The sequence below is a fragment of the Micromonospora sp. NPDC049051 genome (assembly GCF_043197575.1).
In the GTDB taxonomy this organism is placed as follows: domain Bacteria; phylum Actinomycetota; class Actinomycetes; order Mycobacteriales; family Micromonosporaceae; genus Micromonospora.
Genome location: NZ_JBICTL010000015.1, coordinates 24,134 through 46,429, shown reverse-complemented (window position 1 = coordinate 46,429; position 22,296 = coordinate 24,134). Strand labels below are relative to the sequence as shown.

Genomic DNA, 22,296 nt, shown 5'->3' with positions numbered 1-22,296 from the left:
GCGCGGAGACCGCGCTCACGCCGGTGCCCCGTCCCGCCAGTCATGACTGTCCCGGTCGTCCACATACGGTGCCAGCTCCGGGGCGTCGAGCGGCAGACCCGCCAGCATCGTCGGCAGGTAGTCGTCCGCGGCAGGCAGGTAGTAGGTGCTGGGTACGGCGTCGGCGATCCCTCCGAGCAGCAGCCGCCTGCGCGGGGTCATGCGGTCGAGGACGTGGGCTTCGACCTGCGCATAGTCGACCGGTCGGGCCCACAGCTGCGAGTACCAGACGACCGCGCTCACCCTGGTGGTGGTCGTGTTGTTGGGCCCGACCGAATGCCACAGGTTCCATGGGAACAACACCACGTCGCCCGCGTCGACCACCAACTCGCGCTCCCGGGCTCGAGCCGGATGCGTGCTGAACCCCTCGCCCGTGCGGGGCAAAGGTATCCGGTGGGAACCTGGCACCACGGTCATGTTTCCGGTGCCCGGTCCTGGAGTGGCAGTGAGGAAGTAGAGCGCCTTGACGTGCGAAACCGGCGCTCCGGGCACCGTCATCATCCGGCTGAGTGCTGCCCCGCCGTCAAGGTGCATGGCCAGTGCCGGAGTCGGTCGCGGGTGCCGCAGGATGATCTCCGTGCCACACACCTGCAGGTACGGTCCCGCGAGGGCGACCGCCCGCCGGTAGACCGGATCAAGGTCGAGGAGTTCGTCCAAGCAGTCCGACAGGCTCACCACGTTCTTCACCCGCAGGTCCTCACGGTTGCCGGTCGCACCCTCGTGCGCGCGTCCCACCCTGGGTCCGTCGCGGTAGTCGGTGGCGGCACGCTCCACCCGGCCGCGCAGGTCGCGCACCTCAGCCCGGTCGAGGACTCCCTTGAGGACGAGGTAACCGTCCTCCTCCCACCGTGCCAACTCCTCTGCTGCGAGAAGCCTCGCCGGCCTGCCCGTCGACACCATCAGCGGACCTTCGCGACGGGAAGTGCCGTGGCTCCGGTGGACGCGGCGGTCGAGGCCCTGACGCCTTCGCGGACATGCTCCACGAAGGGACGCCATCCGCAGCAGTTGGCGTACGCGTCCGGTCCGAGGTACTGGCGCGACAGGTGGTAGTCGTGTGGGCATCCTCCCGCACAGATGTCGAACCCGGGGCAGTTGCGGTGATCCGCCAGCCGCTGGTCGTTGTCAGAGACGGTCTGGAGGTAGCTCGGGTGTTGGCGCATCTGCGCGAAGGTGTCGCCGTGCACGGTGCCGATGACGAAGTCGGACAGGTCCTCGTAGAGCCCGCAGACGTAGACCTCGCCCGTCGGCTCGATCCCGAAGAATCGTCCCATGCAGTCGCCGCTCGTGACACAGCCGACCGAAGAGGCACCGAGCACGCGACGCACCACCGAGTCCATCGTGGTGATGCGTACCGGACGCTTGCTGGTCCACCAGCGGTCGAACAGATCGCACAGAAATTCCGACCACCGGTCGGACGCCTCACCAGCGGAGAACTTGACCGCCTGTGGCGACACCGTCTCGTGCTCGGGGGTGTTGGGGGGTCGGGCCGGGATGAGGTCGACGTCGGTGAGCCCTTCGTCCTCGATGAACCGCCAGATCCGATCGGCGCCGAGATCGATCATCTCCTGCGATAGCACCATCAGGGTGGCGAACGGGATACCCCGGTCCAACATCTTGTCCATCGTCGCGCGGACGGCGCGGAAGCTTCCCCGGCCGGACACGGTCGGACGCATCCGGTCGTTGAGTTCCTGCGGGCCGTCCAGGCTGATTCCGACGCGGAAGTTGTTGGCCGCGATGAAGTCCAGCCAGCGGTCCGACAGGGAGACGCCGTTGGTCTGCACGACGTTGGCCACCAGCCTGCCGTGCTCTGCGGTCAACTCGCGCTGTCTACGCACGGCGTACTCGTAGAACTCCAACGGTGCCAGCGTGGGTTCCCCGCCATGCCAGGCGATGACCGCCATGGTGCTCGCGGGATCGGTCAGCGCCGTGACCAACGTGCGATCGAGAGTCTGCATGCTCATCACCGGGGCCGTGTTGGGCCGCCAGTCGTTGCAGTACACACAGCGGAGGTTGCAGCGACGGGTCACCTTGACGATCAGGGTCAGCGATTCCATCGGTCGACCGCCTCAGTGCTCGTGGTGCCCGGCGAGCACGCCGATCATGTGCCGGGGCTCCGGCCTTGTCCCGAGGGCGACTTCCCTGACGTGCCGCTCCACCTCGGCCGTGGCCCACCGAAGCTCGTGCTGGTCGACCTCGGCGTGCTCGTCGATCCATGCCCGCGCGGCGGCGGCCATGCCGTCGAGGAGCTGCTGGCCTGCCTCGGTAGGCCGGGCATCGGACTCGCGAAGTAGTTCGACCGCGCGCAGCACGGCGGCCCGCCAGGCAGCCCGCCTACGCCTGCCCTGCGCCGACGGCCTTCCCAGCGCCATGATCGGGTCGAACGCGCGCGCGACGTTCGCGAAGACGTAGGCACCGTGCAGTACCCCGTCCGCAGTCCGGATGTCGGGCCGCCACGGTGCGATGACCGGCGCCGCCGGGTTTTCCAGCAGTGGGACAGTTTCCGCGAGCAGATCCAGTTTGAGGTGGTGGTACTCATGGACTATCAGGTCGACCGTCTCCAGCGGGTCGACCAGATTGGTGTAGATGACGTCCGGCAACCCGGTCGCGGTCAGGCTCAGCCGGTGCTGGCCCCGATCGAGCAGGGCGAACCGGACCGGTAAGGCCCGCAACTCGGCGTGGAGTTCGGGGTTGGTGCGCGCGAGCACGGCCAGCGCCTGACGAAGTTGGGTCGACTCCGGCCCGTTCGGCGAACGGCCGAGGAGAGCGAAGTGCGGCGGCAGCGTGATCACCGAAGACACCCCGTCGACGTCGATGAGGAAGTCATCGAGCGCGGGAATCCGCTCCACGCCGGCGGCGTTCTCCGGCGCTTCCAGTCCCACTTCTCCGCAGGTCCGCGCGGTGAGCACCGTCCAGACGCCGTCCGCCTGCACGGTCACGGTCTCGTGGTCGATGGTTATCGTGGCTTCGGTCACCGAATCGAAGCGCACGATGAGCCGGCTGGAGGGAAACGAGACCGCAGCGGTGGGACCGACCGTCAGCACGGCGCTGATCTTTGCCGCACAGGCGACTTCGGCGACAGCACCCGCAGCCGCTGTGGCGACGCGGTTGATCCGGGCGGGCAAGGCCCCGTCGGCGAGCCGCACCCCGGCCGCGCCCGGAACTCCGCGCCACAGTTCGGGGCGCACGTCGAGCGCTTCGTCGAGCGCTTCGTCGAGGGCGGCGAATGCCGTGTGGACGCCTGCAATCCGGGTGAGGAGCTGGCGGTCGCGGTCGAACCGTCCCTCGATGGCTGCGGTCAGTGCCGCCGACGCGCCGAGCGGGAAGAGCCAGTCCGCTGAGATCCGACCTTGTGCCTCTGCCATGTGAAACCTGCTTCCCGTCGGTGCGCCACGGATCGGTTCAGCGGTCGAGCGGGGCCACCGCACGCGCTGACCCCGCCCGAATCTCAGCCCGCCAGTGCGGGGACCCCGATTACTTCCTCGACGTCCTCCACGAAGCCCGCCCTCGGACGGTTGTCCTCGGGCACCGCTGCGATCCACCACTTGGTGGGGGTCTCGGTGTCCTCGGTGGCCAGGTCGTTGGTGATGCGGTCCAGCTGCGAGAGGCTTGCGCCGGTGCTCATCTCGACTCTCCCGTTCGTCGTTGTCGGACAAAACCGTTCTCGAGAAGGTCTTTTATTTATACCTACCGATTGATGACATTCCGGCCGGTCGCCGCGCCTCATCACCAGCTCGGGCGGAACGCCGCTGAGGCCGCCTCCGCTCGTCTGCTCGTCTCGCCGGCGGGACGGGACGCGGCCTCGCCGTCGGCGTCCTGCCAGCTGATTCTGGATGTCCTCAGCTTTCAACCAGCTGAAGCAGACGAAGTCCGAGGCTGCTCAGATCCGCCGCCACATCCAGCTCCTGCCGACGCTGTGGCCTCCGACAGCTTCGACTTCCGCCGGTTCCGCAACGTTCCCCAACTCCACCTCCCGGCCCTCGCGCAATCGAGAGTGGTCCCCGAGCCCCTCAAAGAGGCACCCGCGAGACGGGACTGTGCCGCGACGACGGCAAAATGTCTGCGATGTCCCAGTTATTTGGATTCCCCGCCGGGAGTCGGGATCCTGCGGCATTCTTCGCGACGCAGATGCCGATCAGCCGGGGCAAACTGCCACCTGCTGATCACCCGCCGCTGGCCGTGCGGCGCACCCTCTGACAACCGCGGTCGCTGCGGCCGCATCGACTCGCCGAGAAGCTGTGCCGTACAACCTGCAAGAACACGCCCCGCCAGAGTGACTCCGGCGGGGCGTGTCCTTGCCTATCGAAAGCGGTTCAGCACCTCACTCGTCGCAGGACGGCCTTTCAATTGCCGCCCAAGAGAACAGTTCCCCACTCGCGGGATCCACCAGGATCACGTGGGTGATGGAACCGACCTTCAGCGACCCGATCGCCACGCGCCCCGACTTCCGCTCCAGATCAACCATGAAGCCGTCGAACCCGTGGAGAGTCAATCCCTGGTCCTTTGCGATCTCACCTCTGACACGGTAAGTGGCGACGACATCAGACGCGAGGACCACGGCGAAGCCGATTTCCTGGCCGATGAGATCCTCGATCTGCACTCGCATACCGGCCCTTGCCGCCATGGCTTGCATGGAGCTTGCCAATTCCTGATCGATTGTGCGGTTCGTTTCCATCGACACCACCCCGCCGATCAGCCGACATGATAATGTCGCTGAACGTTCACCACACCTTGTATCAGCACTTCACTTTCCCCCCACTTGTCCAGATCCATGAACGCCATGTCGATGATCGGCCCCGTCGTACCACGGCGCACCATCAGGACGGCACCCCTGCCAGAAAGCAACTTCGCGTGCCGCTCGGCAGTCGACCTGTTGGAAGTCCACGAGGTGAACACACTGTCCGTGTCGTTGTCGTTGTGGCGCACAGGATCATTGTGACCACCGACCGGCGCGACCGTGCCGCCATGCTGCGTCGCGTAGGAGCGATGATGTTCATCGACTCCCCGGAAGAACCACTCGCCGTCGTTCTCCGGAGGCCCGTCATCGCCGCAGTTGTGCACCAGGACCGGCGTGCCACCGGCCACGACATAGTACGTGTGGACGGTGGAGACCGTGAGGTCCCGCATCGTCTCTCGGCCGCGGAAGTTGTCGACCTTGGCAACGGTCACCGGGTCGCCCGACGCGGTCTTCAGCCACTCCGTCGGCTGGAGCTCCCCCGCGTCCACCCACTTGCCCCGGCTGTCGCTCCAGAACGGGTGGTGCTGGGTGGTCTTGAGGGTGACGAAGGTGCCGTCCTCCTTGCGGACGGACAGGTTGGTCAGTGCCTCGTCCTCGTTGACGTGCAGGACCTCGACCGTCTGCGCGGTGGTGTCGCCCGTCTCCGGATCGTGGGCGAGGACCTTGTCCCCCACCTTCACCTCGGCGATCGGGAGCGTGCTTCCGCCTGCCATGAGGACTGGGGTGGCGGGGTCGAAGCTGTGCGTCGGGCAGCCGTCCTTTGACGTCGGCGCACCGCCGCCGTTCTCGCCACCGGTCTTGCCCTTGGTCTTCGGCGCGGGTTCCTTCGTCGGCGGCTTCGGGGTCTTCGCGGGGGGCGGGTTCTTGGCCGCCTCACGGATCTCCTTCTTCAGTGCGGCCATTTCCGCGGCTTCGGCCGCCGGGTTGATGCTCGGCGCCTTGCCGAGCGGGACTCGACCGAGAAGTTTCTGGACCTTGCCACCGACCCAGTCGATACCTGCCTTGCACCAGGCTTTGATCTTGCAAGCCCAGTCGAGGACGGGGACCGCCGACACGGCGGACAGGGCGGCCTCGGCCGGCTTGCCTTCCTTGATGTAGATAGCGGCGTTGATCCCGTCGCAGACCGCGCCCAGGCCGACGATGAACAGACCGCAGGCTTCCAGGCTCTCGTGAGTCTTCTGCGAACCGCTCTTCTTCGGGAATCCGCTGTCGCCCGTACCGGGAGCGGGGTCACCCTCACCCAGACCGGTGGTGCCCTCCATCATGTTCTGGCACGCGTAGCCACCGACGTTCAGTGCTGCGCAGACGCTCAGTCCATTGCCAGCCGGATCCGCGTACTCGGGGATGATTTCGCCGCTGGGGTCGCTGTAGGTGGTCGGGTTGTTGGCGGCATAGGTGTATGCCGGCAACTGTTGCGGGTTGCCCGGGTCGTTGATCGGATCCACGGAGATGAACCGGCCGATGGTCGGGTCGTACTCACGGGCACCGAGGTGGGTGAGCCCGGTGGGATCCTGGTAACCGCCCAGGAATCCCTGTTTGTTGGGCCAGGTGACCGATGCCCCGCGGGGCGTCCCGTACGGTGTCTGCCGCCGTTGGGTGATCGTCTGGTTGGTGTCGTTGGCGACGCTGACCTGCGCTGTTCCCTGGTGGTCGCTGGCGAGCCAGGTGATGCCGGTGACCGTCCGTTGGGCGATGGTCTCGCCGTTGAACGAGTAGTACCGGGTGGCGTCGACCTGGCCGGTGCTCGCGTTCTTGCGCACCTCCTGGTCGCCGAGGAAGAGCGTGCTGCCGGTCGGGTCGGTGGCGATGAGCCGGTTGCCGTCGGCGTCGTAGATGTAGGAGTTGCCGCCGTTGCTGTCAGTCAGCGACGCCAGGTGCCCCTCGACGTCCCAGGTCAGCGTCTGCTGACCGGATGGTCCGGGGCGGGTCTTCATGTTGCCGGCTTCGTCGTAGGTGTACGAGCCGGTGGTGGTGCCGACGTTGTCGCTCCTGCTCCAGCCGTCGAGCCGGTGCGGCTGGGCCGCGCCCGCCGCCGGGTAGGAGTAACTGGTGGTCACCGTGCCGGTGGGGGTACCGAACTCGGTCTGGGTGAGCCGGTTACCGATACGGCCCCTGGGGTCGTCCGGGGCACCGAAGGACCACTGCTGCCAGTACGGCGCGGGGCCGCCCAGGTCCGTCGTGGCCTGCGGCTTGGTGGCGCAGTCGTAGGACGCGGGCGTCCACGCCTCGGTGAGCCGGCGTTGGTGGTCGTACGAGAAGCACTGGGTGTCCCTCGGACGCGCGCCGGAGTTGTCGTCGATCTTGAGGAGATTGCCACTGGCGTCGTAGTCGTAGAACGTGTTGGCGATGTACGACGGTGAGGTCGAGCGGATGATGGCGCTGTTCTCGACCCGGCCGGTGCCGTCGTCGTACCGGTTGGTCGTCTGCACGAACTTCGCCCCGGTCAGCGCGCTGGCGCGGGTGAGGGTGCTCAGCTCGTACAGGTTGGTGTAGCCCGACTGGATGGCGTAGTGCGTGGCGTCGCCGTAGTCGGTGGCCAGCTTGTCGGCCATCGCGTACGTCGAGTCGTACTCGTAGGTCAGTATTTCCTGATCGAGCCCGCCGGCGGCGGGCAGCGTCACCGTGTTCGGCGAACCATCGGCGCGGTAGGTGGCCCTGGAGGTGAAGCTGCACGTCGTCGCCCCGATGCCGCAGAAGCCGGCCTGCGAGGTGGGCAGGGTGAGCCTTGTCTGGGTCGGCCGGTACCGTGCGTCGACGGTGACGGTCTCCGACCGGTACTCGTCGGCGCCGATCCACCGGGAGGCCGACTTGGTCAGGCCCTTGGCTGGCAGGTCGTAGGTGTACTCGGCCCGCTTCGCGCCGGTGAGGCTGCCCTCCCGCACGGTAAGCATCCGACCCAACCGGTCGTAGTCGTACCAGAGGTCCGGAGTGTCCGGGCGCGAGTCGGTCGTCTTCTCCAGGTCACCCAGAGTGTTGTACTGGAGTGTGGCCGTGCCCTTGTCCGGGTCGCTGGACGAGATCAGCCGGCCCTGGATGTCGTAGGAGTACGACCACGTGTTGCCCGAGGCGTCCTTGACGCTCGCCAGTTGGCCCACCGGGTGGTAGGTGTAGCTGGTCTCGTCGTAGCTGCCCGTGGCGGTGGGGCCGTGGTACTGCCACAGCTTCGCGGTCCGCCCCTGCGCATCGGTCCAGACCGTGGTCGCGGCCTCGCCTTCCGGCGGCACCACCGTCACGTGGTCACCGTGGTAGGTCGTCGAGGTGCGGGCCTTCTCCACCTGGACGCTGGCCTCGGACGCGAGCAGCAGGGAGTGGATCTGCCGCCCCGCCGCGTCGTACAGCGTCCGGGTCTGACTCGGCACGTCCGCGTCCAGGCCGGAGTACAGGGTCGTACCGGCCGTACCGCTGTTGTAGTACGCCGAGTTCGCCTTGTAGACCCGACCCGCGGCGTCGTAGAACGTGTCGGTCAGGATCCGGCCGCCACCGTACGCCGCCTCCTGCGTCTGCCTCGGCCGGCCCAGCGCGTCCACCAGAGCGTACGAGGTGTCGTAGGTGCCGTTGGCGTTCAGCGCCTTCGTCATGATCGACGACGGCGCCGTCTTCGACAGGGTGTACGTGTAGCTGGTCGACGGATCGGACGGGAAGGTCGCCTTCGACCGACCCGGCAGCCAGACGGCGCTGTTGCGACCCATCGCGTCGTACGCGTACTCGGTGATCCGGTTGTTCGGGTCTGTCGCCTTGAGCGGCAGACCGAACACCGGATCCAGGTCGACCGTCTCCGTCCAGAGCAGCGGGTTGGTGGTGACCATTTTGGTCACCGGGCCACCGGTCGCCGGGGTGTAGGCCGTGGTGGTCGTCTCCCCGGCCACATCCGTGGCTTCCACCATCCGACCCAGCACGTCGTACTTCGCCGTCGACACCTGCTGGTAGGAACGGGTGCCGTTGGCGAAGCCCGTGACCTTCTCGGTCGCGGTCAGCAGCCCCTTGGTCGGCGCCGTGCCGTAGGCGAGCGAGTCGTAGCGGAACCGGACGTCCCCGGTGACCTGCTCCTTGGTGGTCGGAGCCGTCGCACAGTCGCCCGTCCAGCCGTTGATGCGCTTGACCCGCGTCAACAGGTGGATGCCCGTGTTGCGGACGTACTCGGTCTGCACGCACCGCTCGTCGCCGGTCCTGGTGTCGTCCCCGCTGTCCTCGACCGTGGTCGGCATGCCGTAGCTGTCGAACGTCGTGGTCGATGCGGTCCGCCGCCACCCGTCGTCCGTGGCGATCCGGTTACGGCCCACACGGACCCGGGAGTAGCGGGCCTCGGCGACGGGCGTGCCGGCACGGGTGGCCGTCGCGTCGGACCGCCACATCTCGTTCACCGAGGCGGACAGGATCTTCGACCCCAGCCAGGTCACCGTCTCGCGAGGCGTGCCGGCATAGTGGTCGTAGTCGTTGGTCGCCCCGCCCTCACGGCCCTGCACCTGCGTGGTACGGGTCCCGCCCGCGGCAAGCTTGTCGCCGTACATGCCGCGGAAGTAGAGGGTCTCGGTCTTGATCCGGTCGGCGCCCTCACCGGTGTACGTGACCACCGTCGGGTAGCCCCGCCACTGCGACCAGGTCCGGCGCTTGTTCGGAGCGATCCCGGTGTCCTCGTCGTGGTGCCACAGCGGCTCGCCATCCGGGTTCAGGTAGTCGTACTCCGTCCGCACCGGCCGGGCCCCACCGGTGTGGTCGATCTGCTGGACCTCCTCGACCACGTACTTGTGGAAGTAGTCGGTCACCGGATCGGTGTAGCCCTGCGGGGTCCACTTGACCGGGTAACACCGCAGGGTGTTGCTGTCCAGTGCCGTCGCCGACGGCATCGTGCCGCCCTTGACGCACTCCCGGGAGCTGTAGGTCACGAAGATCTCGCCGCCGGTCTCCAGCCTGATCGAGTTCACCCGCCACCAGTTCATGGCCAGCGCCCAGTCGCTGCCGGAGGCGTCCACCCGGTTCGGCATCTGGATGCCCGAGAAGGTGACCTCCGGGGCCGTGACGGTCGTGCCGTTCAGCCCTCTGTGCGTGACGCCCTCCAGCCAGAGCCCGGCGCGGGTGCCGTCACCCGGGTCCAGGAAGCTGTGCCGCAGCGTCCAGGAGTCCGCCGACTGGTACGACGACGTCGCAGCCTTCCACACCTTCGTGGTGACGACCGTCGTCCGCTTCGCCGACCAGAACGTCGGGGAGACGTTCAGACACGGGTTGGTGGACGCGGTGCACTCCTGGTCCCAGGGGGTGTCGGGCCAGGTGGTCGCGTTCTTCGTGGTGCAGTTGGCCAGACACCGGTCGACGTTCGTGAACTCGATCCGGGCCGGGGCGTTCTGGACGTACGGGCTGGTGGCCGCGTACTCGGTGTTGTCCCGGTTGTCGGTGCCGTAGTCGATCCGGGTCAGGTGACCGGCCCGGTCGTAGACGACCGGCGTCGCGTACGTCATGTTCTTCGCGTAGTGGCTGGTCTCCTTCGACCACCACAGCGACATGGTGTTGCCGTGAACGTCCTGGACGTAGTCCAGGTTCCACCGCCACGCCTGCCGCTGACCACCACACTCCGACGCGGCGAAGGTGCTGGCGTAGCACGGCTCACCCGGGTTGTTGCCGAACACCGGCACCGTCAGGACCGAGTTGGTCGTCGGACGCCCCGAGGACCAGCCGGGCAGCTGGTGCCGGCCGAACCAGTACTGGGTGCCGTCAGCGGTCGTCACCTTCCAGTACTCGTTGTCGTTGTCACCGTTGCCGTAGGCCGGCGAGGTCAACAGCTCGACCTTCGAACCGTCCTCCCGCCGCGGATGCCACTTGCCGTCGCTGCCCTTGAGCAACTCCACTGACGAACCGTTCAGGGACAGGACGGCGTTCTCCGGCCCCCAGCAGAGGTCACCCGTCTTGGTGGTGTTGTTCGCAGTCCCACCCATGTCGTCGGCGCAGGTCTTGTACTGCCGCTCGATGAACCCCGGCGAGTAGTCGAAACCCTCACCGAACGCACCCGGCTGGTTGTTGGTGGCCGCCTGCCGACCATCCACCGACTGTGACGAGTAACCCAGGCCCAGGCTGGGCGCAGGCCCACCCGGACCCGGCGGCGTCCGCATCGGATACGACCACTGGAAGCTGCCCGTCGAGCCGCTGTGGCTCCACGACGACGAAGGCGCGAGGCTGGACGCGGTGAAGTCACCGGCCCCACCCGAGGGGCCACTGGTCAGCGCGACGAGCGTACCGGCGCTGCCCGCGGTCACGGTTGTCCCGAAGCGCTTCGCTTCCGCCGCCGACACCCCCGCGTCCGCCGGCGACACCGACACCGTGGCCGACACCGTCCGTGTCCGCACGTGGTTCCGCGAGTCCAGCGCCAGGGGCGCGCAGTCCTTGGCGCCCGGGCTCGCCAGCGCGCACTCCGGCAGGCGCACCAGCCGCAGCCGCGACGACCAGTCCGCCCCGTACGCCGACGCGAACGACGCGTAGTCCACGCTGACCTCGGCCTGGCCGGCCGAGGTCGCGCCGTCGGTCCGGCCGACCCGCACCAGTACGCCGTTCACACCTGCCGCCTGCGCCTTGGCCTTTGGCAGCACCTCGACCCGGACCTTGGTCAAGTCGGCCGCCGCAACCTGGGCACGAGCGGTGGGGGCCACCGGCTTCACGGTCACCGGCAACGTGCCGGCCCGTACCGCTGACGCAGTCGCCGCCCGGGCGCCCGCGGCGACCGTCGGCAGGGTGACCTCGGCGACCCCTGCCGCCGGCCACACCGGCGCCGGCCGCCTGACCTTGGCCGCCGCCTCCTCGGCCTCCGGCCCTGGCTTCGTGGCCCTGACCCGCTGGACGGGCACCGACTCGTACCGCTGCGCCTCGAGACGCTCGGCCTGTGCGGCCAACTGCGCCCGCGCAGGCACCTGACCGCCAACCGTGCCCGCGAGCACCGCGAGCAGACCAGCGGCAAGGACCTTGCGTCCCCCTTGCCGCATCCCCTCGAACGCCGGTGTGCCCCGCCGCCTGCGGTGCGTCCGACTCGTTCTGAGCGTTCCCATCGTTCCCTTCCTGGAGAGGTGTCTGCGCCGCCAACGGGTTGTGGCGGCGCGGGCCGGGCCGGATGGCTCTCCGTTGGCCCCGGCCGACAGGTGGTGGGGACTTGCCGTCACGGCACAGTCCCCACCACCTGTGATGCTTTGGGAATCAGGCGCCCGCGAAGACCGCCTGGATCTCGGCGCCGCTCAGCGCCCCCTGCCAGGCCCGCACCCGGTCGATGTCGCCGGTGAACCAGTCAGTCGAGGCGCTCCACTTGGCCCGGCCCACCGTGAACGGTCCGTTGGCATGCCAGGGGGACGCGGCATTGATCTGCACGGAGAGCGCGCCGTTGATGTACAGGCTGAGCGTCTGCTTCGCCGCGTCCTGCACCGCGGTGAGGTGCACCCAGGTGTTCATCTGGCAGGTGCCGCCGATGGCGTACCGGGCACCGCTGGAGGTCGAGTCGACCGTCCGGTTCATCACCGACCACTTGATGCCGGTCGAATCGTTGCGGCAGGCCAGGAAGAAGCCGGACACCTGGGTGCCGTCCTGGGCGATGACCGATCGGGCGCCGGTGCCACCGGCCCAACGCACCCACGCCGAAACGGTGTACGACTGGTCGGTGCGGAGCACCGGCCCGCTGGTCTGGGCCTGGCCGGCAACGCCGTCGAAGTGCAGGCCGCTGGAGTCGAATCCCGCCTGGTCGGACCAGTCGACAGTCGGGGCGGCGCTGAGGTTCAGCGGCCGCTGGTAGCCGGAGATGTCACCCTCCTGCCGCTGGTCGTAGTTGTAGTCCTCCATGTCCCAGCCACCGACGAGGACCGGCTTGACGACCTCCACAAGATCCAGGTCAGGGTCGATAACCCGGTCCCAGACACGGACCTCGCTGATCGCCCCGTTGAAGTGACCCGTGTAGTCGCCGTTCTTGGCGCCGGCGATGAGCAGCGGGCCGGACGAGGCCCAGGCGGCTGAGGCGACGTTCCCGGTGCCCTTGAGGATCCCGTTGACGTAGATGCTCAGCTTGTTGGCGGCGCCGGCGTCATACACGCCGGTCAGGTGGCTCCAGACGCCGACCGGAACGGGGTCCGTCGCGCAGGCCGGCGAAGCGGTCGCCGTGCCGTTCACCGTGTCGGAGCCGTAGCTGACGAAGCACCACTGGCCCTTCGAGGGGAAGTACTGCAGCTCGAAGGGGCTCTTGTTGGTGCCCGGCTGCGACAGCACCACACCGTTGGGCGTGACGTCCGGACGAACCCATGCCGAGAAGGAGAAGCTGCGCGAGGTGTTTACCAGCGCAGCGGCGGTGCTGGCCCGGTTGGCGCTGCCGCTGAACTTGACCGCCCAGTCCTTGCCCTTGCTCTTGTGGGTGCCGAGAACCCGCGAGTCGGTCCAGGTGCCGCCACCAGTGAGGGCCGCCGTCGGGCCCCCCTCGATCCTGTTGGTCAAGGTGGTGCCGCTGCCCTCGTCCATGGCCCAGTGCGCCTTCGGCGCGGACGCGTTGTCGACCAGGAAGATGTAGTCGTAGGGCTCGGAGGCGTTGCCCGCCTGGTCCCGGCTACGCACCGTCAGAACGTTCTCGCCCACGACGTTCGGGGTCACCCACACCGTGCCGGAGCCGCCCAAGCTGGCCGCCCTCACCGTCAACTGCGGGCCGCCGCTCACCTGGTAGACGTAGTCGTACACGTCAGCCGCGCCGTTGGCGGAGAAGGTGAACTGCCCCGAGTAGCCGATGGAGCCGCGCACGTCCTGGTTGGTGCCCCGCGGTGCGGACTCCAGGTAGAGACCGTCGGCCGGCTCGACCTTCGGAGTGACGGCCGGTGCCGAGTAGTCGACGTAGAACTCGCACCACGGCGACCAGAGTGACTCTCCGCCGAGGGTGTCCTTGGCCTGCACCTGCCAGCGGTAGACGTCGCCGTCGACGGTCTTGGTGGTCAGCTGCACCTCAGCCTTGGCACCCGGCGCGACGCCCGAGTCGGTCCTGGGCCAGCCGGCCACCGTGGTCCAGACGTTGGCGACCAGCTTCTGCAGCGTGAACGTGCCGGACAGAGAACCGCCGTTGCTGCCGTCCGGGTCGGTCAGTGCGGCCTTGAACCACGGGTAGTCCGACCGCACGGCTGGCCGGGACGTGCCGGTCGTGCAGGCCTGGGCCGCCGAGGTGTAGTTCGCGTGCGTCGCCAACTGGGCGGCGGTTGGCGTGTTCGGATTGGTGTTGTACTCGATCGACAGTTTCGTCGCTGCCGCGTCGAACTTCTTCCACCACGTACTGGTCGACTCGGACGAGCCGTCGGACTGCCGAGTGGAGAGCGCCAGCGTGTAGATCGCCTGGCCCCGGTTGTTCGTGATGTCGGTCTTCAGATTGCTGCTGGAGAACTCCATCGGCAGGTCCGGTTGCGGATCGTCCGAGCAGCCCGCTCCTGTCGACGGCTTGTGCGCATGGCCGGACCGCTGTTCGATCCACAGCGAGAAACTCGGCCCCGACCACGTCTGCTTACCCGACGTGGTCAGGTCCGCTGTCCGCCACAGGTTGATCGGCGTGGAGGTGCACGACCAGGAGTGCGTCATCTCCGTCAGGAACTTCGCCGACCGGATCGTCTTGCCCGACAGGCTGGTGAGGCTGAAGGAGAAGTACGACCGGAAGACGCCGTCACCGGACGGGTCGAGGCCGGCCCGAGGGATGCCGTCGTCTCGGGTGGAGTTGGTGGTGTTCGCGTACCCCCACCGGAGTTTGCCGATCGTGCTCCACGGGTCGATCACCACGGGGTAGGTGGTGTTCTTCCCCCGCAGCAGCGACAGATCCGGTCGGATGACCAGGTCTCCACCCTGCACCGTGGTCGAGAGTTCCGCCTTGCGCGCCAGGTCGGGAGCCGCCCGGACGATGTCCTGCTTCTCCCGCGCCGCGAACGCGGCAAGCGCGCCGTTCTTCGCGGCCTGCGCCGGCGGGGTGAGACCGGACGAGTCCCACATCGCTGCGCTGCCCGCCGAGAGGAGCGGAGTACCCGAAGCGTCCACCACCTCGAAGCCGCCAGCAACGCGGCTGCGCTTCCGCAGCGAGCCGGTGGTGTCGAGGCCGAACCGGAGGGTGTCCAGCGCCGGGTTGGCGGCGGCCTCCGCCGACTTCACCACGAGCACCCAGGTGAACCCGTCGCTCAGCGCGCGCAGCCGCAGATCCACCCCGGGCAGCACCGACTCGTAGACCGCCGAGTCACCCTCGACACGGGGCGCCGGCAGGGCGCCAGGCCAGGTCAGTGACACCTGGCCACCGTTCAGCGGTAGCCGCACCGCAGGTGCGGAGCCACCCGCCGAGAAGGTCACGTCGGCGAGCGTGGCGATTGGCCCGACGCTGCCATCCGGGTTCTTCTGCAACCGGGTGTCGATCGGCTGCCAACCGCGATCGTCGCGCTGACGGGTCCACTGTGGCACCGCGTAGGACTCCAGGACCAGGCTTCCTCGGGGTGTCGCGACCACCCGCGAGTTTTCCGTCTTGAGCCCGATGACCTCGACCGGCGAGCCCGAACGCTTCGCCGCCGCGAGGGCATCAGCCTCACTCAACCCAGAATCCGGACGATTGTTGGCAGGTTCGGCACCAACGGCAACTTTTTCGGTCACCACACCGCCGACCGCCATTAACGAAACAGCCATCAAGGTCGCAGCGCAACCGCCCCAACGCGAACCTCGGGAACCGGACTTACTCACTCAGAATCTCCTCCCCGCAGGGCAACAAATCACTGGTAATAATCAATGGTCATTCTCGAACCACGCCCGCCACCGCGTTTTACTGGTTTCGGGAATGGCGAAGGTTTCGCTCAAGCTGCTCGTCGACTCCGTCGAAGGTTCGATCGACTGGTCAACAATGCGAGAGGGCAGTCAAATCACCCTGGTGGGCGATGATGTCGTTGAGATTCGCGTCAACGGACGCGGTCGACAGCTCCAGCTGCGGATCGTCGGAACATCCCGCGCCGCCCAAGGAGTTGTGCGCTCACCCCGAGCACCGACACTGGCGACCAGTCAAACCCTGACTGCGGACACACTTGATCGCGCCACGACGTCGCACGTCGCCCCTCCACTCCCCCGTGTACAAAGCGTGCTGACGGTAGGCACCAACTACGAACAGTGTCAATGATCTACGGAAAGCTACTCTGGGTCACCGGCCTCTGGAGGGCTGACCAGGGAGGATTCTCGCCGCAGCACCTTGCGTCACCGTCGCCACCGGATCGTCAGCTGGGCGGTGGCCTCACCTGCACACCGGCCTGATCGACGCCGCGCTATCGACGCAGTCCGTCAGTGCAGCCCGCCGCCGGCCTGATCTTCCACTCTGACTACAGCCTCCAGCCCCGTAGGTGGGAATCACTGACCACGCTCGCCGCCGCGCTGGTGGAACGGTCCGCGAACGCCTTTCCCGGATGGGGAGACGTGATCATCTTCGCCGCCTGCACAGCGGCCAGAATCGGCGAGGTTTCCGGCGTCCGCGCCGAGGACATCGACCGAAAATTGTGGATGTGGACGGTACGCCGACAGACCACGCCCAGCCCCGGCGGCCTGGTCGACAAGGGCACTAAAGGAAAGCGCGCACGCGTGGTTCCGCTGATCGAGGAAGTGCGGCCGATCGTCGCCCGCCGCCTGGACTCGGTCGCCGAGCCGCACTCCCGACTGTTCACCGGGCCGCGTGGTGGACGGATCAGCACTGCCGTACTGCGGGACGCGACGCACTGGGACGAGGTGGTGACGAAGCTGGGCTACGAACACCTACGTCGGCACGACCTGCGGCACACCGGGCTGACCTGGATGGCCGATGCGGGGGTTCCGGTGCACGTGCTGCGGAAGATCGCCGGGCACGGATCGCTCAGCACGACACAGCGGTACCTGCACCCCGACCGGCAGTCGATCACCGACGCGGGAACGGCACTCAGCGCCCACTTGAAGGCTCGCCGGTCCCCAGATGGTCCCCAGCTACGCGCCGTCTAGATCAGCAAATCCCTACTACCCCAGTACGAGTTAGAGGCCGCTGGCCAGGGCGTATGCCCCGGTCGACGGCCTCTTTTCGTGCTGTCGGGACGGCCGGATTCGAACCGACGACCCCTTGACCCCCAGTCAAGTGCGCTACCAAGCTGCGCCACGTCCCGATGCTCCCGCGCGGATCTCCCCGCGACAGCCGGTACAGCTTAGCGCAGGATCTTCGTGCCGTCCGCACGGCCCCCTCCGGTGCCGGCTCGCGTCGCGTGGCCCACTTCGTCTAGGGCGTCCTAGGAGGGTGGGGGTGTTGGTGGGGACGGAAAAGCCGGGTGGGAGCTGCTCCCACCCGGCTTTTCTCAGTACGGCGGATCAGCCGTGTGCCTTGCCCCGGCCGCCGGGGCCGAGCTTCTTGCGAGGGCGTACGGAGATCTCGATCGGGCTGCCCTCGAAGCCGAACTCCTCGCGCAGCTTGCGCTCGACGAACCGCTGGTAGCCGGCGTCCAGCGGGGCGGTGGTGAACAGCACGAAGCGCGGCGGCGCCACGCCCGCCTGGGTGGCGAAGAGGATCTTCGGTGCCCGCCCGCCACGTACCGGGTGCGGTGTCGCCTGCACCAGCGCGGTCAGCCACGCGTTGAGCTGGGCGGTCGGTACGCGGGTCTCCCAGCTCGCCAGCGCCTTGCGCAGCGCCGGGGCGAGCTTGTCGACCGCCCGACCGGTCTGCGCCGACAGGTTGAGCCGGATCGCCCACGGAATGCGGCGCAGTTCGCGCTCGATCTCCTTGTCCAGGTAGTACCGGCGGTCGGCGTCGACCAGGTCCCACTTGTTGAAGGCGATCACCAGGGCCCGCCCGGCCTCGGTGACCATGGACAGGATCCGCTGGTCCTGCTCGCTGATCGGCTCGCTGGAGTCCAGCAGCACGACGGCGACCTCGGCGGCCTCGATCGCCGCGGCGGTGCGCAGACTGGCGTAGTACTCGGTGCCGCTGGCCTTGCCGACCCGCTTGCGCAGGCCCGCCGTGTCGACGAGCTGCCAGGTCTCCCCGCCGATCTCGACCAGGCTGTCGACCGGGTCCACGGTGGTGCCGGCGACCGAGTCGACGACCGCCCGCTCCTCGCCCGAGAAGCGGTTGAGCAGGCTGGACTTGCCGACGTTCGGCCGGCCGACGAGGGCCACCCGACGCGGGCCGCGAGGCCGGTTCTCGACGATCTTCGGCGCCTCCGGCAGCGCGTCCATGATGGCGTCGAGCAGGTCACCCGAACCGCGCCCGTGCAGCGCCGACACCGGGAACGGCTCACCCAGACCCAGCGACCACAGCGAGGTCGCCTCCATCTCGATGGTGGTGTTGTCGGCCTTGTTCGCCACCAGGATCACCGGCTTGGCACTGCGGCGCAGCATCCGTACGGCCGCCTCGTCCACGTCGGTCGAACCAACCATCGCGTCGACCACGAACAGCACCACGTCGGCGGTCGCGACCGCCGTCTCGGCCTGCGCCGCGATCGCGGCCGCCCGGTCCTTGGCGTCGGGCTCCCAGCCGCCGGTGTCCACCACGGTGAACTGCCGGCCGGCCCACTGCGCGTCGTACGGGACGCGGTCCCGGGTGACCCCGGGAACGTCCTCGACGACCGCCTGGCGGCGACCGATGATGCGGTTGACCAGGGTCGACTTGCCGACGTTGGGGCGGCCGACCACGGCCACGACCGGCTGCGGGCCGGTCGAGTCCTCGGTGTCAGCGTCCGGTTCCCGCAGCTCGATCCACCCGTCGGTGTCGGTCATGCCACTCCCCGATCGGTCAGCAGGCCGCGAAGACGCTCGACGACCTCGTCGATGCCCAGCTCGGTCGTATCCAGCACCACGGCGTCGGCGGCCTGGGCCAGCGGGTCGGCCTTGCGGGTCGAGTCGAGCCGGTCCCGCCGGGCCAGGTCCGCAGCGGTGGCCGCCACGTCGGTGGCGTCCTCGGCGCTGCGCCGGGCGGCCCGGGCCGCCTCGGAGGCGGTCAGGTAGACCTTCAGGTCGGCGTCGGGGGCCACCACGGAGCCGATGTCGCGGCCCTCGACCACGATCCGGCCCGCGTTGGCGATCATCTCGCGCTGCCGGGTGACCAGCAGCGCGCGTACCGCCGGCACGGCGGCCACGGCGGAGACCGCCCCGGTCACCTCCGGCCCGCGGATCTCGGCGTCCACGGTCACACCGTCGGCGGTCACGCCGTACCCCTGGGGGTCGGTGCCGATGCGCAGGTCGACCTCGCCGGCGACCTTCGCCACCGACTCGGCGTCGGCCAGGTCGACCCCCGAGCGCAGCACCGCCCAGGTAATGGCCCGGTACATGGCGCCGGTGTCGAGATAGCGGGCACCGAGGCCGACGGCGAGCCGCCGGGAGACGGTGGACTTACCCGAACCGGACGGCCCGTCCACAGCGACCACGCATCGCCCGGTCCGTTCGTTTTCCTCCACCGTCGTCCTCCTCAGCCCGTACCTCACGAAACACCGGATGTGTCGCGAGCGGTTGTCCAAACGCTCTCAATGATGCCCGGCGTCGCGCGCCCGGTGGGCGCCGCCCGCGCCGGGCCGCCAGGGAGCCTACCGGCAGCCGTACCCCGAACTCGGGGGTCAGTCACCCACGGCCTTGAACAGGGCGGCGACCTCCGCGTTGGTCAGCCGCCGCGTCCGCCCCGCGCGCAGGTCGCCCAGCCGGATCGGCCCGATCGCGGTACGCACCAGCCGGCTCACCGGGTGGCCCACCTCGCCGAGCAGCCGGCGGACGATGTGCTTGCGCCCCTCGTGCAGGCTCAGCTCGACCTGGGCGCTGCGTCCCAGCGTGTCCACCACCCGGAAGGAGTCGACCTTCGCCGGGCCGTCCTCCAGCTCCACGCCGGCCATCAGCCGCTTGCCGAGGTTGCGCGGGATCGGCCCGGACACCTCGCACAGGTACGTCTTCTGCACGCCGTACGACGGGTGCATGAGCTTGTGCGCGAGGGTGCCGTCGTTGGTGAGCAGCAGCAGGCCCTCGCTGTCGGCGTCGAGCCGCCCCACGTGGTAGACCCGCTGTTCCACCCGGTTGCCGAGGAAGTCGGCGAGCGCGGTGCGCCCCTTCTCGTCGGCCATGGTCGAGACCACGCCGCGGGGCTTGTTCATCGCCAGATAGACCAACCGGGTGTCGGCGACGAGGCGCTCGCCGTCGACGTGGATCACGGCGGTGGCGGGGTCGACCTTGTCGCCGAGCTGGGCGACCCGGCCGTCGACGGTGACCCGGCGGCGGAAGATCAGGTCCTCGCAGGCGCGCCGGGAGCCGACGCCGGCGGCGGCCAGCACCTTCTGCAGGCGCTCGGCCCCCTCGAAGGCGGGCGCGTCGGGGCGGGGCGTGCGGTCATCGCGTGGCATCGGCAAGCTCTTCTACGTCGTCGGGAAGGAACGGGGCCAGCGGCGGGAGGTCGTCGACGCTGTTCAGCCCGAGCTTCTCCAGGAACATCGTGGTGGTCCGGTAGAGGAACGCCCCGCTGTCCGGTTCGGCGCCGCACTCCTCGACCAACCCGCGGGAGACCAGGGTACGGATCACCCCGTCGCAGTTGACACCCCGGATGGCGGAGATCCGTGACCGGGTCACGGGCTGCTTGTAGGCGATCACGGCCAGTGTCTCCAGTGCGGCCTGGGTCAGTCGTACGGACTGCCCGTCCAGCACGAACCGTTCCACGTAGGTGGCGTATTCCGGGCGGGTGTAGAGCCGCCAGCCACCCGCGGCCCGGCGCAGCTCGAAGCCGTGCCCGGCGGCCGTGTAGCCCGCGGCGATCTCGTCCAGCACCGGCCCGATCCGCTCGGCGCGCTGTTCCAGCACCTGGGCGAGGACCAGCTCGCTGACCGGCTCGTCCACCACCAGCAGGATCGCCTCCAGCGCCCCGCGCAGCTCCGCGTCGTCGAGCTCCGGCGCCGGCTCGGGCACCGGCCGCCGTCGTCCCTTCCTCGGTACGTCATCCCCCGGCCCCACCTCCGCCGGTGCCTCTGCCGCCGGGCTCCCGGCCTCCGCCAGCCCCGGCGCCGGCACGGCCTGCTCCCTCGGTGCGCCCTCCCCCGCCGCCGGTACCGCCTCCTCCGCACGCGCGGCGTCGGCCTCCTGGGAGATCTTGGTAGGTTCGGGCCCTTCGGGAGGCGCGGAAGTACCAGGATCTCCGGTTTCGGCAGGAGCTGGGGAGGGAGTGCTGGGGCGCTGCCAGGGGGGCACCCAGGCGGCCGCCTGCTCGGCCAGGGAGTCCCGACGCTCGTCGCTGCTCATCCCGCTCGCTCCTCCGTCGTCGCCGTCCCGTTCTCGTCCGCCCCCGCACCGTGCGCCGTCCCGCTGGCCGCACCCGCCGCCGAGCCGCTGTGCGCCGCGGCCGATCCGGTGTCCTCGGCCGCCACACCCACCACCGCGCCCGAGCCGGTCTCGTCCGCCGTACCGTCCGGCACCGGCCGCTCGGCCGAGGCCGCCGGCAGCGGGCCGGAGCCCGCCGGCTCGGGCGACGTCGGGGCCGGCTCGGCCGGGGTGCCCGCGTACTCGTCGATGTGCAGGTCCGGGCCGCCGTCGGCGGGGCCGGTCCAGCGTACGGTCAGCTCCTCCAGGGCCTGCTCCTGCACGAAGGCGACGAGCCCCTCCCGGTAGAGCTCCAGCAGGGCCAGGAACCGGGCCACCACCTCCAGGGTGGCCTCGCAGTCGGCACAGAGCAGCGAGAAGGTGGCCGTGCCGGCCCGGCGCAGCCGTTCGGTGAGGATCCCCGCGTGCTCCCGGACGCTGACCCGGACCATGTGCACGTGCGCGATGGACACCTCGGGCACCGGCTTCGGGGTCATCGCCTTGATCGCCAGTTTCAGCAGCCGCTGCGGGCCGATGCCGAGCACCAGGTCGGGTAGCGCCTCGGCGTAGCGGGGCTCGAGGGTGACCGCCCGGGGGTAGCGCCGGCCGCCGACCTCCTCCAGCGCGGCGATGTGCGCGGCGGCCTCCTTGTAGGCCTTGTACTGCAGCAGCCGGGCGAAGAGCAGGTCCCGCGCCTCCAGCAGCGCGAGGTCCTCCTCATTTTCGACCTCGGCGGCGGGCAGCAGCCGGGCCGCCTTCAGGTCGAGCAGGGTCGCGGCGATGAGCAGGAACTCGCTGGCCTCGTCCAGGTCCCACTGGTCGCCCATGGCGCGGATGTAGGCGATGAACTCGTCGGTGACCCGGTGCAGCGCCACCTCGGTCACGTCGAGCTTGTGCTTGCCGATCAACTGGAGCAGCAGGTCGAACGGGCCGGTGAAGTTCGCCAGCCGGACGGTGAACCCGCCGCCCTCCACCGTCGCCTCGGACTCCCCGGCCGCATCGGCCGCCTCGGAGATCCCGGCCGGATCCGCCGCCTCGGGCTCGCCGGCAGCCTGATCCGTGACCATCCCGGGTTCGCCAGCCGGGCCCGTCGGCACCTCGCCGGTTGGGGCCGTCGACACCTCGGATGCGGCCCCGGCGGCCCGTACGGGCGGCTGCTCCGGCGTCGTCGGAGGGTCGAGGGGTGGCGCGGTCACCGGAAGACCGTAGTCCACGCCACGGACGGCGCGGCGCGAAGGTGCATCCCCGGC

The 22,296-nt window shown here is 69.1% G+C and carries 13 protein-coding genes, 1 tRNA gene and 1 pseudogene; 2 read left to right on the top strand and 13 right to left on the bottom strand.

Features of this window, described 5'->3' with window-relative positions; translation table 11 throughout:
* Nucleotides 1-15: 15 nt before the first annotated feature.
* The 7 genes from ACGFIR_RS31110 to ACGFIR_RS31080 all read right to left on the bottom strand — a co-directional run bounded on the left by ACGFIR_RS31110 (nucleotide 16) and on the right by ACGFIR_RS31080 (nucleotide 15,325).
* Nucleotides 16-894: a phytanoyl-CoA dioxygenase family protein gene (locus ACGFIR_RS31110; protein WP_393148916.1), complete on the bottom strand. Its 879-nt coding sequence runs from the start codon at nucleotides 892-894 to the stop codon at nucleotides 16-18.
* Nucleotides 895-938: 44 nt separating this feature from the next.
* On the bottom strand, nucleotides 939-2,093 hold the full coding sequence (locus ACGFIR_RS31105) for a radical SAM protein (protein WP_393148914.1): 1,155 nt from the start codon (nucleotides 2,091-2,093) through the stop codon (nucleotides 939-941).
* A gap of 12 nt (nucleotides 2,094-2,105) precedes the next feature.
* Nucleotides 2,106-3,401, bottom strand: coding sequence for an aKG-HExxH-type peptide beta-hydroxylase (locus ACGFIR_RS31100; RefSeq protein ID WP_393148912.1), 1,296 nt, complete (start codon nucleotides 3,399-3,401; stop codon nucleotides 2,106-2,108).
* 83 nt (nucleotides 3,402-3,484) lie between these two features.
* Entirely contained in the window at nucleotides 3,485-3,661 is a 177-nt protein-coding gene (locus ACGFIR_RS31095; RefSeq protein ID WP_393148910.1) for a hypothetical protein, read from the bottom strand.
* Between the two features lie 696 nt (nucleotides 3,662-4,357).
* Nucleotides 4,358-4,711 (bottom strand): hypothetical protein, encoded by a 354-nt coding sequence (locus ACGFIR_RS31090; protein ID WP_393148908.1) that lies wholly within the window; start codon nucleotides 4,709-4,711, stop codon nucleotides 4,358-4,360.
* A 17-nt stretch (nucleotides 4,712-4,728) separates the two neighbouring features.
* The gene (locus ACGFIR_RS31085) at nucleotides 4,729-11,667 is read right to left on the bottom strand and encodes a polymorphic toxin-type HINT domain-containing protein (RefSeq protein WP_393148906.1); all 6,939 of its coding nucleotides are present in this window, start codon (nucleotides 11,665-11,667) and stop codon (nucleotides 4,729-4,731) included.
* 280 nt (nucleotides 11,668-11,947) lie between these two features.
* Nucleotides 11,948-15,325, bottom strand: coding sequence for a LamG domain-containing protein (locus ACGFIR_RS31080; protein WP_393148904.1), 3,378 nt, complete (start codon nucleotides 15,323-15,325; stop codon nucleotides 11,948-11,950).
* 16 nt (nucleotides 15,326-15,341) lie between these two features.
* On the opposite strand from ACGFIR_RS31080, the gene ACGFIR_RS31075 reads away from it, so the two are divergent.
* Together ACGFIR_RS31075 and ACGFIR_RS31070 are read left to right on the top strand one after the other, a co-directional pair.
* Nucleotides 15,342-15,896, top strand: coding sequence for a hypothetical protein (locus ACGFIR_RS31075; RefSeq protein WP_393148902.1), 555 nt, complete (start codon nucleotides 15,342-15,344; stop codon nucleotides 15,894-15,896).
* Between the two features lie 218 nt (nucleotides 15,897-16,114).
* Nucleotides 16,115-16,738: pseudogene (locus ACGFIR_RS31070) on the top strand (tyrosine-type recombinase/integrase); the annotation flags it as partial.
* Nucleotides 16,739-16,822: 84 nt separating this feature from the next.
* Here the strand turns inward: ACGFIR_RS31070 and ACGFIR_RS31065 are convergent.
* From ACGFIR_RS31065 to ACGFIR_RS31040, 6 genes are all read right to left on the bottom strand, one after another.
* Nucleotides 16,823-16,896: transfer RNA gene (locus tag ACGFIR_RS31065), tRNA-Pro, on the bottom strand.
* Between the two features lie 199 nt (nucleotides 16,897-17,095).
* Entirely contained in the window at nucleotides 17,096-18,499 is a 1,404-nt protein-coding gene (gene der / locus ACGFIR_RS31060; RefSeq protein ID WP_393008684.1) for a ribosome biogenesis GTPase Der, read from the bottom strand.
* Nucleotides 18,496-19,176, bottom strand: a complete 681-nt coding sequence (cmk, locus tag ACGFIR_RS31055) for a (d)CMP kinase (protein ID WP_393008682.1) — start codon at nucleotides 19,174-19,176, stop codon at nucleotides 18,496-18,498. The genes der and cmk overlap by 4 nt, the downstream gene beginning before the upstream one ends.
* A 156-nt stretch (nucleotides 19,177-19,332) precedes the next feature.
* Nucleotides 19,333-20,103, bottom strand: coding sequence for a pseudouridine synthase (locus ACGFIR_RS31050; protein ID WP_357724848.1), 771 nt, complete (start codon nucleotides 20,101-20,103; stop codon nucleotides 19,333-19,335).
* Nucleotides 20,090-20,989 carry an SMC-Scp complex subunit ScpB gene (gene scpB / locus ACGFIR_RS31045; protein ID WP_393008680.1) on the bottom strand — a complete coding sequence of 300 codons (900 nt, stop codon included), beginning with the start codon at nucleotides 20,987-20,989 and terminating at the stop codon, nucleotides 20,090-20,092. Before scpB ends, ACGFIR_RS31050 begins: the two co-directional genes overlap by 14 nt.
* On the bottom strand, nucleotides 20,986-22,260 hold the full coding sequence (locus ACGFIR_RS31040; RefSeq protein ID WP_393008678.1) for a segregation and condensation protein A: 1,275 nt from the start codon (nucleotides 22,258-22,260) through the stop codon (nucleotides 20,986-20,988). The genes scpB and ACGFIR_RS31040 overlap by 4 nt, the downstream gene beginning before the upstream one ends.
* Between the last annotated feature and the right edge of the window lie 36 nt (nucleotides 22,261-22,296).

Coding starts and splice junctions, on each gene's coding strand:
- ACGFIR_RS31105 (WP_393148914.1), bottom strand. CDS start 2,093: ATGGAATCGCTGACCCTGATCGTCAAGGTGACCCGTCGCTGCAACCTC.
- ACGFIR_RS31100 (WP_393148912.1), bottom strand. CDS start 3,401: ATGGCAGAGGCACAAGGTCGGATCTCAGCGGACTGGCTCTTCCCGCTC.
- ACGFIR_RS31095 (WP_393148910.1), bottom strand. CDS start 3,661: ATGAGCACCGGCGCAAGCCTCTCGCAGCTGGACCGCATCACCAACGAC.
- ACGFIR_RS31090 (WP_393148908.1), bottom strand. CDS start 4,711: ATGGAAACGAACCGCACAATCGATCAGGAATTGGCAAGCTCCATGCAA.
- der (WP_393008684.1), bottom strand. CDS start 18,499: ATGACCGACACCGACGGGTGGATCGAGCTGCGGGAACCGGACGCTGAC.
- ACGFIR_RS31050 (WP_357724848.1), bottom strand. CDS start 20,103: ATGCCACGCGATGACCGCACGCCCCGCCCCGACGCGCCCGCCTTCGAG.
- scpB (WP_393008680.1), bottom strand. CDS start 20,989: ATGAGCAGCGACGAGCGTCGGGACTCCCTGGCCGAGCAGGCGGCCGCC.